Origin of the sequence: Nocardia sp. BSTN01 (assembly GCF_015354405.1) — a bacterium.
GTDB lineage: Bacteria > Actinomycetota > Actinomycetes > Mycobacteriales > Mycobacteriaceae > Nocardia.
In genome coordinates this window covers 77,529-90,556 of record NZ_JADKYP010000016.1, presented here as the reverse complement: position 1 = coordinate 90,556, position 13,028 = coordinate 77,529, and the positions used below count along the sequence as shown (strand labels likewise).

Genomic DNA, 13,028 nt, shown 5'->3' with positions numbered 1-13,028 from the left:
CCTGGCAGGCTGTAACGCATGCGTTGGACTCGCGCCGCTCTGCTGGCATCGTCGCTGACGGTTCTGCTGACCACCGCCTGTGGTGCCGGGCCGTCGCAGCGGCCGGGCGTGGCGGTGGAACAGCCGCACGGCGGCTCGGGTCCGGCCACCAGCACCAGCGCCGCGCCGGCGCCGCCACCGCAGGCCCAGGTCCCCAAAACCGATCTCGCCTGGCACGATTGCGCGGCACCCACCTTCGCGCTGCTGGGGACCGGGGCGCCCCCGGCCGGGGTCGGTTTCGATTGCGCGGAGTTCTCGGCGCCGATCGATTCCGGTGGCACCGTCCTGGGCACCTTCCGGATCGCCGCGGTCCGCGCGCGCACACCGCAGACGCCCGCCGACGCCGCGCCGCTGGTGGTGACCTCCGGCGGTGACCGTTCCTCCACCGCCACCGTCGCGGGCCTGGTCTCCGGCCCGGGTGCGGCGATTCTGGCGAGCCGGCCGGTGGTCGGGGTGGACCGGCGCGGTATCGGCAGCTCCCAGCCCATCGACTGCCTGCCCGACGACACCCGGCAGGGACTGGCAGACAACGCCCAGTTCGCGCCCGGTGGCGGCGACCGGGTTGATGCGGTGGCGACACTGAGCCAGAACGCCACCATCGCCTGCCAGGACTTCCTGCAGCCCTATCAGGGCACCTTCGACGCCCCGCACGCCGCCGACGACATCGAACAGCTGCGCAAGCAGTGGCAGGTCGACCACATCGATCTGCTGGCCACCGGAAACGGTGCACGGGTGGCGCTGAGCTACGCCGCCAAATTCGGCGACCGGCTGGCACGGCTGGTGCTCGATTCGCCGGAACCGGCGAACACCGATGCGGTGACCAGGACCGAACAGCAGGTCAAGGGCGCGGAAGCGGCGCTGACCGGATTCGCCCGCCGCTGCGCCGATCTCGGGTGCTCACTCGGCGCGGATCCGCGCGCCGCGATCACCGATCTGATCAACCGGGCGGGGGCGGGACAACTCGGCACACTCTCGGCTTCGGCGCTGACCACCACGATCACCGCTTTCCTCGGCGCTCCGCGCGCGGATCAGGCCGCGCACACCACCGAACTCGCCGACGCGCTGTCGGCGGCCGGACGCGGCGATCAGGGGGCTTTGCAGACTCTGGTCACCCGGGAGGCGGCGGCGGTGGGAGCCGACGGGCAGTTCGTCTCCCGGTGTAGCGACGACCAGCAGCCTGCCACCCCCGATCGCGCCAAGCAGCTCGAAATCGACTGGGCCGCCAAATATCCCGCCTTCGGTAAGACCGCGGCGACCGGACTGATGGAATGTTCGGCGTGGCCGGTGGCGCAGGCGCCGCGACTGCCCGACAAGTTCACCCTGCCGGTGCTGGTGCTGGGCACGACCGCCGACCCCGTCGTCGGCGGCGACGGGCGATCCTCGGTCACCGGCGCGCTGGGTGCGGCCGGTGCGCGCACCTCCACCGTGCAGTGGCAGGGCTGGGGGCATCCGGTGTTCACCCATTCGGGCTGCGCGCAGCAGAACATCATCGGCTACCTGAAGGACGGCACACTGCCGGCAGACGGCACCGCCTGCCCGGCCTGAGGTGATCGTGCGCGGGCGCACGAAGTGGCGTGGCACACTTCCGGCAAAAGCGGTCTCCGGCGCGCCTGACGGCGGGTCCGCGCAACCACCGCCCAGGTTTCCGGTGTACCGTGCCCCAGTGTTCCTTCGTCAGCTCGAGCCGCGCACCGCTCGCACCACCGCCGAAGTGTTCAACTTCGCACTGTGGCCGTTTGCGATCCTCACAGTGCTGCATCAGGTCATCGTCAAAGGGACCAACTTCTCCATCACCGACGATTTCGCGCCCGTCTACAAGGCCTCGCTGGCCTTCCTCAACGGACGCGCCATCTACGGCGAGAACTTCGACCTGGTCGACCCGCACTACCTGTACCCGCCCAGCGGCACTCTGCTGATCGCGCCGCTGGCGCTGATCGACCCGGAGAAATCGCGCTGGTGCTTCATCGCGCTCAACGCGGTGGCGATCATCCTCGCCTGGTATCTGCTACTGCGGCTGTTCAAGTACTCGACGAGATCGGTGGCCGCGCCGCTGCTGCTGTTGCTGATGTTCGCCTCCGAAACCGTCATGAACACATTGGGTTTCGGCAATGTCAACGGCTGCCTGCTGCTGGCCGAGGTGCTGTTCATCCAACTGCTGCTGCAGCGGCGCGATCTGCTGGCCGGACTGGTCATGGGGCTCACGATCGCGGTCAAGCCGACGCTGGCGCCGCTGCTGCTGATACCGCTGGCGCGCCGCCAGTGGCAGGTCTTCATCACCGCGATCGGCGTGCCGGTGGTGCTGATGGCGGTCGCGTGGCCGCTGACCAAGGATCCGATGGACTTCGTCCACCGCACGCTGCCCTACCTGCTCAAATCGCGCGACTACTTCAATAGCGCGCTCGTGGGCAACGCCGAGTACTACGGCCTGCCGATGTGGCTGACCTGGAGTATGCGCATCGTGCTGGGTGTGCTGGTGCTGATCTCGCTGTGGCTGCTGTACCGGTACTGCCGCGAGGACGAACTGTTCTTCGTCTGCACCACCGCCGGCATCATCCTGACCGCGTTCTGGCTGCTGTCGGGGCTGGGACAGCAGTACTACTCGATGATGCTGTTCCCGTTCCTGATGACGGTGGTGCTGCGTAATTCGGTGCTGCGCAACTGGCCGGCCTGGCTGGCGATCTTCGGGTTCATGACCTACGACAAATGGCTGCTCGACCACTGGCAGAGCGCCGGGCGAGCGCTCGAGTACCTGCGCGTGACCTTCGGCTGGGCGCTGCTGCTGATCGTGACGTTCTGCGTCCTCGGCGACCGCTACCTCACCGCACGGCGTGAGGGCCGGCTGGATTCAGGCATCGAACCGGCGTTTTTGCTGCCCGAGGCGGCCACGACTCCCGCCGCTCCCGCCGAGCCGGCGCCGCGCATCGAGCGCCACGAACCGGTGCCCGGTGACGAGACGCTGGATCCGACGACTCAGTCCGAGGCCGGCGCACTGCGCTGACCTGCGGCGATCCGGCGAGGCCCGGTAGTGGTCGCGCGGCGCCACTAGACTCGCGTCATGAGCTCACAGGATGGTTCGCCCGCGACCTCATCGCTTCCGGCACCCAAAATCGAGCTGAGTCCGCAGCAGTGGCGGACGCGGCTGACCCCGCAGGAGTACGCGGTGCTGCGCGAAGCGGGCACCGAACGCGCCTTCACCGGTGAATACACCGATACCGAAACCACCGGCGTCTACACCTGCCGGGCCTGCGGCGCCGAGTTGTTCCGCAGCACCGAGAAATTCCATTCGCACTGCGGGTGGCCGTCGTTCTTCGACCCGGCCGATTCCGATGCGGTGATTCTGCGGGCCGACGACTCGCTCGGTATGCGCCGGGTCGAGGTGCTGTGCGCCAACTGCCACAGCCACCTCGGGCACGTCTTCGAGGGCGAGGGTTATCCGACCCCGACCGACAAGCGGTATTGCATCAACTCGATCGCGCTGCGCCTGCACCCCTCGGACGACGCGGCGGGCTGATCGCGACAGGGCGAGGTTTCGAACCCGCCGCCCGAGTGCCGGATGCGATCCGCCGACCGCTGCGGATCGCGCGCCGAGCAGGCGCGCGACCGAGCTGACGGGAAGATATTACGGGCCCGGCCGCGCCCCGGCACGCCCCTAGTTCCGGGGGCACCGATCGATCGCGCGGCTCAGGGGAGGGCGTTGACCAGCTGTTCGACATCCACGCGCGGGCCGCTGAAGAACGGAATCTCCTCGCGCACGTGGTTGCGGGCGTCGGTGGCACGCAGATCGCGCATCAGGTCGACGATGCGGTCCAGTTCCGGGGCCTCGAAGGCGAGGATCCACTCGTAGTCGCCCAGGGCGAACGAGGCCACTGTATTGGCCCGCACGTCCGGATAGGAGCGGGCCTGCTTGCCGTGGTCGGCGAGCATGCGGCGACGCTCCTCGTCGGGCAGCAGGTACCAGTCGTAGGAGCGCACGAACGGGTAGACGCAGATGTAGTTGCCCGGTTCCTCCCCCGCCAGGAAGGCCGGGATGTGGCTCTTGTTGAACTCCGCCGGACGGTGCAGCGCGGCGTTGCTCCACACCGGCGTGCTCGCACGGCCCAGATCGGTGGTGCGGCGGAAATCGGCGTAGGCGGCCTGCAGATCCTCGATCCGCTCGGCATGCCACCAGATCATGAAATCGGCGTCGGCGCGCAGGCCGGCCACGTCGTAGAGCCCGCGGACCACGACGCCACGCTCCTCTAGCGAGTCGAAGAACTCCCGCGCCTGCTTGACCACGGTGTCGCGCTGATCGCCCAGCACCCCGGGTTTGACCTGGAACACCGAGAACATCAGATACCGGATTGTCGAATTGAGAGCTTGGTAATCGAGTCGCGCCATAGCCTCCATCGTGCCACTGAGCGCCGCGGGACAGGACGGCCGGACCCCGTGTGCTGCGGCACGACAACGGTCATGGGGTCACGCGGATGCGCCGGTCCCCATCGCACGGATCACTCGGAACGCGCACCCGGCTGGGCCCCGGCGACAGAATGAGCGGGGAGTAGCGGCGAATCTGGTTCATGGGCTTGCCGAGCCGTTCGCTTGCAGCCCATGACTCCTCGGCCGGGGCCCGGTCCCCGCCCACCGGTGAAAGCAGCGCGCTCTCAGCGCGACAGAATGCGTTGTGCCGCAGCGGTTCCCGAGGCAGCACAGGCCGGCACGCCGACGCCGTGCAGGTAGGCCCCGGCGATTGCCAGGCCGGGCAGTGCCTCGACCGCCGATTCCAGTTCCGCGATGCGGGTGGTGTGACCGGGCGCGTACTGGGGCAGGCCACCGCGCCAGCGCTGCACGAGGGCGGTTTCCGGGCGGATCGGCAGTCCGGTGACGGTGGACAGATCGGCCACCGCGGCCGCGACGAGGTCCTCGTCCGACCAGTTCAGCGGTGTGTCGTCACCGAAGCGTCCGAAGGATGCGCGCACCAGCGCCACATCGCGTTCGGCCAGATGCGGCCATTTGCGGCTGGAGAGCGTGAATGCCTTGGCGCGCAACGATTCTCCGGTGGCGACCAGGATGCCGGAATTGTCGGGCAGGGGGGTGTCGGCGGGAAGTCCGAGCGCCACCACGGCCGAGGACGACAGTTCGATGGTGGCCGCGATCGCGGCGGCCGCGGGGGTGACCGCGCCCAGCAGCGTCGCGGTGACCGGGGCCGGGGTGGCCACGATCACCGCGTCCACCTCACCGATGGGGTCGACCCGCCAGCCCGTGGCCGTGCGAGTCAGGCCCGTTGCCGCGGTATCGGTTTCGACCTTCGGCGCGGCGGCTTCGCGCAGGGCGGCGAGGAGTACGCGATATCCGTCGCGCAGGCCGCCGAAGACCGGGGCCGTGGACGGCGGCGGCAGGGCGTCGGCGACCGCGCGGGTGAGATTCGGGGCGCCGGTGTCGAGGGCGGCGGCCAGGGTCGGCAGCGCCGCCCGCACCCCGATCGACTCCGCGCGCCCGGCGTACACCCCGCCCAGCAGCGGATCGACACTGCGCCGCACCACCTGCGCGCCGAAACGGTCCCCGACCAGTTCGGCGACCGAGACGTCACCGCCGCGTTCCCAGCGCAGCGGCCGGGTGGGCTCGGCGGCGATGCGCTCCAGGGTGCCGGCGTCGACGAGGCCCGCCACGGCCTCGGGCCCGGCGGGAATGCCCATCAGGGTGCGTTCCGGCAGGGGGTGGGCGGTGCCGCCGGACCAGATCAGCGGTCGCCGCCCGGCCGGATGCACCAACTGCTCGGTCAGGCCCAATTCCGCGAGCAGCGCGGGGATTTCGGGCCGGCGGCCCACGAACGCCTCCGCTCCCAGATCCACCGGCTCGCCCGCCAGCTCGGCGGTGTGCAGAATGCCGCCGACGCGGTCGCGCCGCTCCAGCAACACCAGTTCGAGTTCCGAGCCGAGGGCCGTCCGCAGCCGATACGCCGCGACCAGACCACTGATCCCGCCCCCGACCACCACGACCCGCATAGTCTGCTCCTCACTCGTACCCGCGCCGCCGCGCGGCGCTACCGCACCCTCTGCAACGTACTCGCCACGCGATGGGTGCCCAGGTACCGCCTCGATCCACGCTCACGGTTCCACGCGCCCCGGCATTCGGCGGCACACCGGAGAGAGTGCCGCTTACAACGGCGTAGGCAGGCTGTGGATCAGCTCGACCGCCGCGGTGATCGCACCGGGGTCGGTGTCGGGCAGCACGCCGTGGCCCAGGTTGAAGATGTGTCCGGTGGCGCCGAGGGTGATCGCCTCGTCGGCCTCGTGAGCGATGCGGCGGACCTCACGGTCGACGACCTCGCTGCCGGCGAACAGAACGGCCGGATCGAGATTGCCCTGCAACGCTTTTCCGGGTCCGACCCGACGCGCCGCGGCGGTCAGCGGCACCCGCCAGTCGACGCCGACGACATCGGCTCCGGCCTCCCCCATCACGCCCAGCAGTTCACCGGTGCCCACGCCGAAGTGGATGCGCGGCACACCGGCTTGCCCGATCTCGGCGAAGACCCGTTCCGAATGCGGCAGAACGAATTCCCGGTACTGCGCCAGTGACAACGCGCCCGCCCACGAGTCGAACAATTGCACCGCGTCCACGCCGGCCGTGATCTGGGCGCGCAGGAATTCCACGGTGATGTCGGTGAGCACACCGAGCAGCGCGTGCCAGGTCTGCGGATCGCCGAGCATGAGCGCCTTGGTCCGCTCGTGGTGGCGGCTCGGCCCGCCCTCCACCAGATAGGACGCGAGAGTGAAAGGGGCACCGGCGAATCCGATGAGCGGCGTCTCGCCGAGTTCGTCGAGCAACAGCCGCACCCCGTCGGTGACCGCGCCCACCTCCTCGCGCCGCAGCCGCGGGAGTGCGCGCACATCGTCGACCGAGCGCACCGGATTCGCGATGACCGGCCCCACGCCGGGCACGATATCGAGATCGATGCCGGCCGCCTTGAGCGGAACGACGATGTCGGAGAACAGGATTGCCGCGTCCACACCGTGACGGCGGACCGGCTGCATGGTGATCTCGCACACCAGCTCGGGGTCGAAACACGACTCCAGCATCCCGATGCCCGCGCGCAGTTCGCGGTACTCGGGCAGCGACCGGCCGGCCTGCCGCATGAACCAGACGGGACGGCGGCCGGGTCCGGCGCCGGTGGCGGCGGCGAGGAACGGCGCATCGGGCAAGCGGCGGCGGGTTGGAGTGCTCATCCCCGCTATCGTATGCCGCCGCCGAGCGCCTACCCGCGCGGCCGTCCCCGCCCGGTCAAGGGCCCCGTAGCGGCGCGCCTCCGCGTGCCGGACACCGGAGAGGTCTACCGTTCACAGTCGTGACACCGCTCGACTTCCGCGACGGCGCCGCACCGACCCCGGGCCCTGACAGCGAACCAGCCCAGTTTCGCGCCGCGGTCGATGCGATGGGCACCGCATCCGTCCATCCTCGGATCGAGCTCGCACCGATCCGGCCCCCACAACGCCTGGCACCCTATTCGTACGCCATCGGAGCCGAGGTCAAACATCCCGACACCAATGTCATCCCGGTCGATTCCGACGACGACGCCTTCGGCCGCCTGATCCTGCTGCACGATCCGAACGGGCACGAGGCCTGGCACGGGGTCTTCCGATTGGTGGCCTACATCCAGGCCGATATCGATGCCGCGCTGGCCGGCGATCCGCTGCTGCCGGAGGTGGCCTGGAGCTGGCTGGTCGACGCCCTGGAATCGCGCGGCGAGGAGTTCACGGCCCTGGGTGGCACGGTGACCTCGACGAGTTCGGTCCGCTACGGCGATATCGCCGGGCCGCCGCGCGCCTATCAACTGGAGTTGCGTGCCTCGTGGACGGTCGGCTCACCCCAGCTGGCCCCGCACGTCGAGGCGTTCTGCGAGGTGCTCGCCTACGCCGCGGGACTGCCCCCGGCCGGCATCACCCATTTGCGGCCGCATCCGCAGATTGCCGACGACCAGTTCTGAGCGACACGTAGAGTTCGGGCTATGCCCGAAGCCGACGAGTCCGACACCATCGCGAGGACATCACAGCCACCGCAGCAGCCCACGCAGCACGACGCGGACAGCGCGGTTCCTCTGCTCGCCCCGGCCGACGGCATCCCCCCGGTTCTCGATTCCGCCCGCGAGATCGCGGACGCGGCCGCCGCGCTGGCCGCCGGTTCGGGCCCGCTGGCCGTCGACGCCGAACGCGCCTCCGGATTCCGCTATTCCAACCGGGCCTATCTGATCCAGCTGCGCCGGCGCGGCAGCGGAACCTTCCTCATCGATCCGATTCCGGATCCGGCGGCGGTGGACGCGTTGGCGGCGGTGATCAACGACCTGGAGTGGGTGCTGCACTCCGCCGACCAGGACCTGCCGTGCCTGGCCGAACTGGGGCTGCGACCGGCCCGGCTGTTCGACACCGAACTGGGTGGCCGGTTGGCGGGATTCGAGCGGGTCGGCTTGGCCGCCATGGTGGCGCAGCTGCTCGGCCGGGAACTGCGCAAAGGGCACGGCGCCGCCGACTGGTCGACCCGGCCGCTGCCGCAGGACTGGCTCAACTACGCGGCCCTCGACGTCGAACTGCTGGTCGAACTGCGCGACGAGGTCGCGGCCGTGTTGACCGAACAGGGTAAATCCGACTGGGCCGCACAGGAATTCGACCATGTGCGTACCGCCCGCCCGGCCCCGCCGAAGCCGGATCGCTGGCGGCGCACCTCGGGCATCCACACGCTGCGGCGGGCGCGACAGCTCGCGACCGTGCGCGAATTATGGACGGCCCGTGACGGTATCGCGCGCCATCGCGATGTGGCGCCGGCGCGGATTCTGCCGGATTCGGCGATCATCGCCGCGGCGCAGGCGGATCCGAAGACCGTCCCGCAGTTGCGCACGCTGCCGGTGTTCGGCGGACCGCGGCAGCGGCGCTATTCGCGGGAATGGCTCAACGCGGTCGAACGTGCTCGCGCGCTCCCGGATTCGCAGTTGCCGCCGATGTCACAGCCGTTCGACGGCCCGCCACCGGTCAATCGCTGGGAGCGCCGCGATCCGGTCGCGGCGGCTCGTCTGGCCGCTGCCCGGGCCGCGATGAACGGGCTGTCGGAACGACACGCGGTGCCGGTGGAGAATCTGCTGACCCCGGATCTGCTGCGCCGGCTCTGCTGGGACGGCCTGCCCGAATTCCGTACCGGCGCAACGCCGTCGGACCCGGCGGCAGCGATCGGCAAATATCTCGAGGCCGGCGGCGCCCGGGCCTGGCAGCGGGAACTGGCGGTTCCCGAGCTGACCGCGGCGTTGTTCCCGGGACCGGATCAGTCCTCGTAGATCGGGGTGCGCCGGTCGCGACGGGCGCGGATGGCCTCGTCGAAATTCTCGGTGGTCAGCCGCACGTACAGTTGCGCCGTACCCTCGTGCTGCATATGCGATTCCAGGCTGCCGGCCTCCATCCCGCTCCACAGCATGCGTTTGGTGAGTTCGGTGCCCACCCGGCTGTAGCCGATGATGCGTTCGGCCAGTTCGTAACACGTGTCGAGGAGTTTGTCGGCAGCGACCGTTCGGGAGACCAGGCCGATCCGCTCGGCCTCGGCGGCGTCGATATCGCGGCCGGACAGCATGATCTCGAAGGCCCGGGAGGCGCCGATCGCGCGCGGCAACAGATAACTGATGCCGAGTTCGGCGGAGGTCAGGCCGTTGTTGATACCGGCGGCTCGGAAATAGGCCTGCTCCGACGCGATGCGGATATCGGTGGCCATGCTCAGGCAGAACCCACCGCCGATCGCTGCCCCGTTGATCGCCGCGATCACCGGCTGATGCATCCGCCGCAGCGTGGTCATCACGTTGTCGAGCAGGTCCATCGAACGCCGCGCCACGGTGGTACGGGTGAGGCCCTCGATATTCGGCACCCGGCCGGCGCCCTGCAGATCGGCGCCGGAGCAGAAGCCGTGGCCCGCGCCGGTGAGCACGACGACGCGGACGTCGTTGTCGGCGGCTACCGACTCGAGCGTTTCCCGCAGCGGGATCATGACGTCGAACGCCATGGCGTTCATACGTTCGGGCCGGTTCAGGGTCACCAGCGCGATCTGCGGGCGAGGCTTCTCGACGAGCACGAACGACGACATGCAGACTCCTACCGGCGACGAAAACTGTAACCGGTTTCAGAATCTACACCGCACCTCCGGTCAGCCACCGGGTAACGCGCTCGGCGATGTTCTCGGCCGTCAGACCTAGTTCCTGATGGATCTGGGCACGCGAGCTGTGCTCGAGGAACTGCTGCGGCACGCCGAGTTCGCGGGTCGGCACGTCGAGCCCGGAATCGCGCAGCCGTGCCGAGACGGTGCAGCCGATACCGCCGTGCAGGCCACCGTCCTCGACGGTGACCACCATGCGATAGTTCTCGGCGAGTTTGACGATTGTGTCGGAGACCGGCAGCACCCAGCGCGGGTCCACCACCGTCACCGAAACTCCACGGTCCGCCAGCAGATCCGCCGCGGCGACCGCGGTGGCGCCGAGCGCGCCGACCGCCACGAGCAGAACGTCACCGCGCACCGCCTGCGCCGAGGAGCCTTCCGGCATCCGCAGCACGTCGATGCCGTCGAGCCGTTCCAGCGCCGAAACCTCCTCGACGACAGGGCCTTTCGGAAAACGCAGCGCGGTCGGCCCGTCGGCGACGGCCAGCGCCTCGGCCAGTTCCTCACGCAGGGTCACCGCATCGCGCGGGGCGGCGACGCGAATACCGGGCACGATGCCCAGCACCGACAGATCCCACATGCCGTTGTGGCTGGCGCCGTCGTCACCGGTGATCCCGGCGCGGTCCAGCACCAGCGTCACCGGCAGTTTCAGCAGCGCCACATCCATCAGCAGCTGATCGAAGGCGCGGTTGAGGAAGGTCGAATAGATGGCGACCACCGGATGCAGGCCGCCCAGCGCCAATCCGGCGGCGGAGGTCATCGCGTGCTGTTCGGCGATACCCACATCGAACAGCCGGTCGGGGAACCGCTCACCGAACGGCGCCAGCCCCGTCGGACCCGACATGGCGGCGGTGAGGGCGACGATGTCGTCGCGCTGTTCGCCGTGGCGGATCAGTTCCTCGGAGAACACCGACGTCCACCCGACGGTCTTGCCGCCGGTCGGCCGTCCCGTCTCGGGGTCGATGGCGCCGATGGAATGCATCTGGTCGGCGACGTGGTCGACCGCGGGCTGATATCCGCGGCCCTTGAGCGTCACCGCGTGCACCACGACCGGACCGCCGAAATCCTTGGCGCGCCGCAACGCGGCCTCGAGCGCCACCGGATCGTGCCCGTCCACCGGGCCGACGTATTTGAGCCCCAGATCGCTGAACAGCTCCTGCGGCGCGACCGCGTCCTTGATGCCGGCCTTGAGCGCGTGCAGCATCGAATAGGCCGAGCTGCCGACGCGCGGTATGCCCTGCACGAACCGCTTCGTGGCGTCGAGTGCCTGCTCGTAGGCCGGTTGCATGCGCAACGCGGTCAGCCGGTCGGCCAATCCGCCGATGGTCGGCGAATACGAGCGGCCGTTGTCGTTCACCACGACGATCAGTGACCGATCCGGACCGGCGGCGATATTGTTCAGCGCCTCCCAGCACATACCACCGGTGAGCGCGCCGTCACCGACGACGGCGACCACATGGCGCTGCTGCCCGGTCAGCGCGAAGGCCTTGGCCAGACCGTCGGCATACGACAGCGAGGCCGAGGCGTGGGAGGACTCCACCCAGTCGTGCTCGCTCTCGGCGCGGCTCGGATACCCGGACAGGCCGCCGTGTTTGCGCAGCCGGTCGAATCCGTCCTTGCGGCCGGTGAGCATCTTGTGCACGTAGGCCTGGTGCCCGGTGTCGAAGATGATCGGATCGGCCGGCGAGTCGAAGACCCGGTGCAGGGCGATGGTCAATTCCACCACCCCCAGGTTCGGACCCAGATGGCCGCCGGTGACCGCTACTTTGCGGACCAGGAACTCCCGAATCTCCTCGGCCAGTTCGCGCAGCTGCGGCACCGTCAGCCGGCGCAGGTCCTCGGGCGTATCGACCCGGGAAAGAACTCCCACCGTTCTCGCTCCCTCTCCGTGGCTCATCTGTTTCGAACAGTCTACGGAGCCGCATCAGGGCCCGACGACGGGAACGACCGGCGAGCTGCGACATCCGATCTCGGTGTGAGGCTCGACATAGATCGACCGCATTACAGTGGGTGGCTGCCCGTCCCGCCCGCAGGAAGGACGATATGACCGCCGAGCAGCAACGAGCCGACTCTTCGGCGCGGCAGCGACACGCCATCGTCACCACATTCGGACACGGTGTGGCGACCGCGACTCCCGACCGGATGCAGGTATCGATCTCGATCGAAACCCGCGCCGAGGCGGTGGCCGTCGCCTACGGCCGGGCCGGCGAACGCACCGCCGCGGTCACCGCCGCCCTGCGCGCCGACGGGGTGGCCGCGAGCGATATCGCCACCACCGGCTTGTCCGTACGGACCGAGACGACCTGGACCGAGAACGAGGGCACCCGCATCACCGGTTACGTCGCGACCACGTCGCTGACGGTCAGCCTGCGCATCCCCGGCGCTCCCACCGCGTCCGCCGCCGATCTCGGCACCGCGACAACGGCCCGGCCCGACGCGCCCGCACCGGCCGATCCCGCCGCCGTCATCGCTCGTGCCGTCGAGGCCGGGGGCGACGACGTGCGCCTGGGCGGGTTGAACCTCGCTGTCGCCGACCGCGCCGACCTGCTGATCCGAGCCCGCGAGGCGGCCTGGGACGACGCCCTCGACCGCGCCCGCCGTTACGCCGCGCGTGCCGGCCGCAGCCTCGGATCGGTCCTCGAGATCACCGAAAACGCCGAACGCACACCGGAACCCCGAGGCGACATCCGTTTCGTGGCCGCTCGTTCGGCCGCCCCCGGCGCCCCGGTTCCCGTCGAATACGGCGAACACGAGGTCACAGCCGACCTGCGCGCCACCTGGCACTTGGCCTGAGCGGCAACGATCTTCGCCGCAAAAGCCGGTAACCGCCG

At 69.7% G+C, this 13,028-nt stretch carries 11 protein-coding genes; 6 read left to right on the top strand and 5 right to left on the bottom strand.

Annotated features, from left to right (window positions below):
* Positions 1-18: 18 nt before the first annotated feature.
* The 3 genes from IRT45_RS15865 to msrB all read left to right on the top strand — a co-directional run bounded on the left by IRT45_RS15865 (position 19) and on the right by msrB (position 3,550).
* On the top strand, positions 19-1,584 hold the full coding sequence (locus IRT45_RS15865; RefSeq protein WP_194806617.1) for an alpha/beta hydrolase: 1,566 nt from the start codon (positions 19-21) through the stop codon (positions 1,582-1,584).
* A 118-nt stretch (positions 1,585-1,702) separates the two neighbouring features.
* Entirely contained in the window at positions 1,703-3,037 is a 1,335-nt protein-coding gene (locus IRT45_RS15860; RefSeq protein WP_309240986.1) for a glycosyltransferase family 87 protein, read from the top strand.
* Between the two features lie 57 nt (positions 3,038-3,094).
* On the top strand, positions 3,095-3,550 hold the full coding sequence (gene msrB / locus IRT45_RS15855; protein ID WP_036502993.1) for a peptide-methionine (R)-S-oxide reductase MsrB: 456 nt from the start codon (positions 3,095-3,097) through the stop codon (positions 3,548-3,550).
* A gap of 170 nt (positions 3,551-3,720) precedes the next feature.
* Here the strand turns inward: msrB and hemQ are convergent, their stop codons facing one another.
* The 3 genes from hemQ to hemE form a co-directional block, all read right to left on the bottom strand.
* The gene (gene hemQ / locus IRT45_RS15850) at positions 3,721-4,416 is read right to left on the bottom strand and encodes a hydrogen peroxide-dependent heme synthase (RefSeq protein ID WP_194806615.1); all 696 of its coding nucleotides are present in this window, start codon (positions 4,414-4,416) and stop codon (positions 3,721-3,723) included.
* Between the two features lie 263 nt (positions 4,417-4,679).
* Positions 4,680-6,020 carry a protoporphyrinogen oxidase gene (locus IRT45_RS15845; RefSeq protein WP_194806614.1) on the bottom strand — a complete coding sequence of 447 codons (1,341 nt, stop codon included), beginning with the start codon at positions 6,018-6,020 and terminating at the stop codon, positions 4,680-4,682.
* Between the two features lie 153 nt (positions 6,021-6,173).
* Positions 6,174-7,241, bottom strand: a complete 1,068-nt coding sequence (hemE, locus tag IRT45_RS15840) for a uroporphyrinogen decarboxylase (protein WP_194806613.1) — start codon at positions 7,239-7,241, stop codon at positions 6,174-6,176.
* A 119-nt stretch (positions 7,242-7,360) separates the two neighbouring features.
* Here hemE and IRT45_RS15835 point away from each other — a divergent pair, with 119 nt between their 5' ends.
* On the top strand, positions 7,361-7,999 hold the full coding sequence (locus IRT45_RS15835) for a DUF3000 domain-containing protein (RefSeq protein WP_081879712.1): 639 nt from the start codon (positions 7,361-7,363) through the stop codon (positions 7,997-7,999).
* A gap of 21 nt (positions 8,000-8,020) precedes the next feature.
* Entirely contained in the window at positions 8,021-9,334 is a 1,314-nt protein-coding gene (locus IRT45_RS15830) for a ribonuclease D (RefSeq protein WP_194806612.1), read from the top strand.
* Here the strand turns inward: IRT45_RS15830 and IRT45_RS15825 are convergent.
* Both IRT45_RS15825 and dxs read right to left on the bottom strand, forming a co-directional pair.
* On the bottom strand, positions 9,322-10,128 hold the full coding sequence (locus tag IRT45_RS15825; RefSeq protein ID WP_194806611.1) for an enoyl-CoA hydratase: 807 nt from the start codon (positions 10,126-10,128) through the stop codon (positions 9,322-9,324). The genes IRT45_RS15830 and IRT45_RS15825 overlap by 13 nt on opposite strands.
* A gap of 43 nt (positions 10,129-10,171) precedes the next feature.
* A complete protein-coding gene (dxs, locus tag IRT45_RS15820) occupies positions 10,172-12,067 on the bottom strand; it encodes a 1-deoxy-D-xylulose-5-phosphate synthase (RefSeq protein ID WP_194806610.1) in 1,896 nt (631 codons plus the stop codon).
* 173 nt (positions 12,068-12,240) lie between these two features.
* Between dxs and IRT45_RS15815 the strand changes: the two genes are divergently transcribed.
* Positions 12,241-12,990 carry an SIMPL domain-containing protein gene (locus IRT45_RS15815; RefSeq protein ID WP_194806609.1) on the top strand — a complete coding sequence of 250 codons (750 nt, stop codon included), beginning with the start codon at positions 12,241-12,243 and terminating at the stop codon, positions 12,988-12,990.
* The last annotated feature ends 38 nt before the right edge of the window (positions 12,991-13,028 follow it).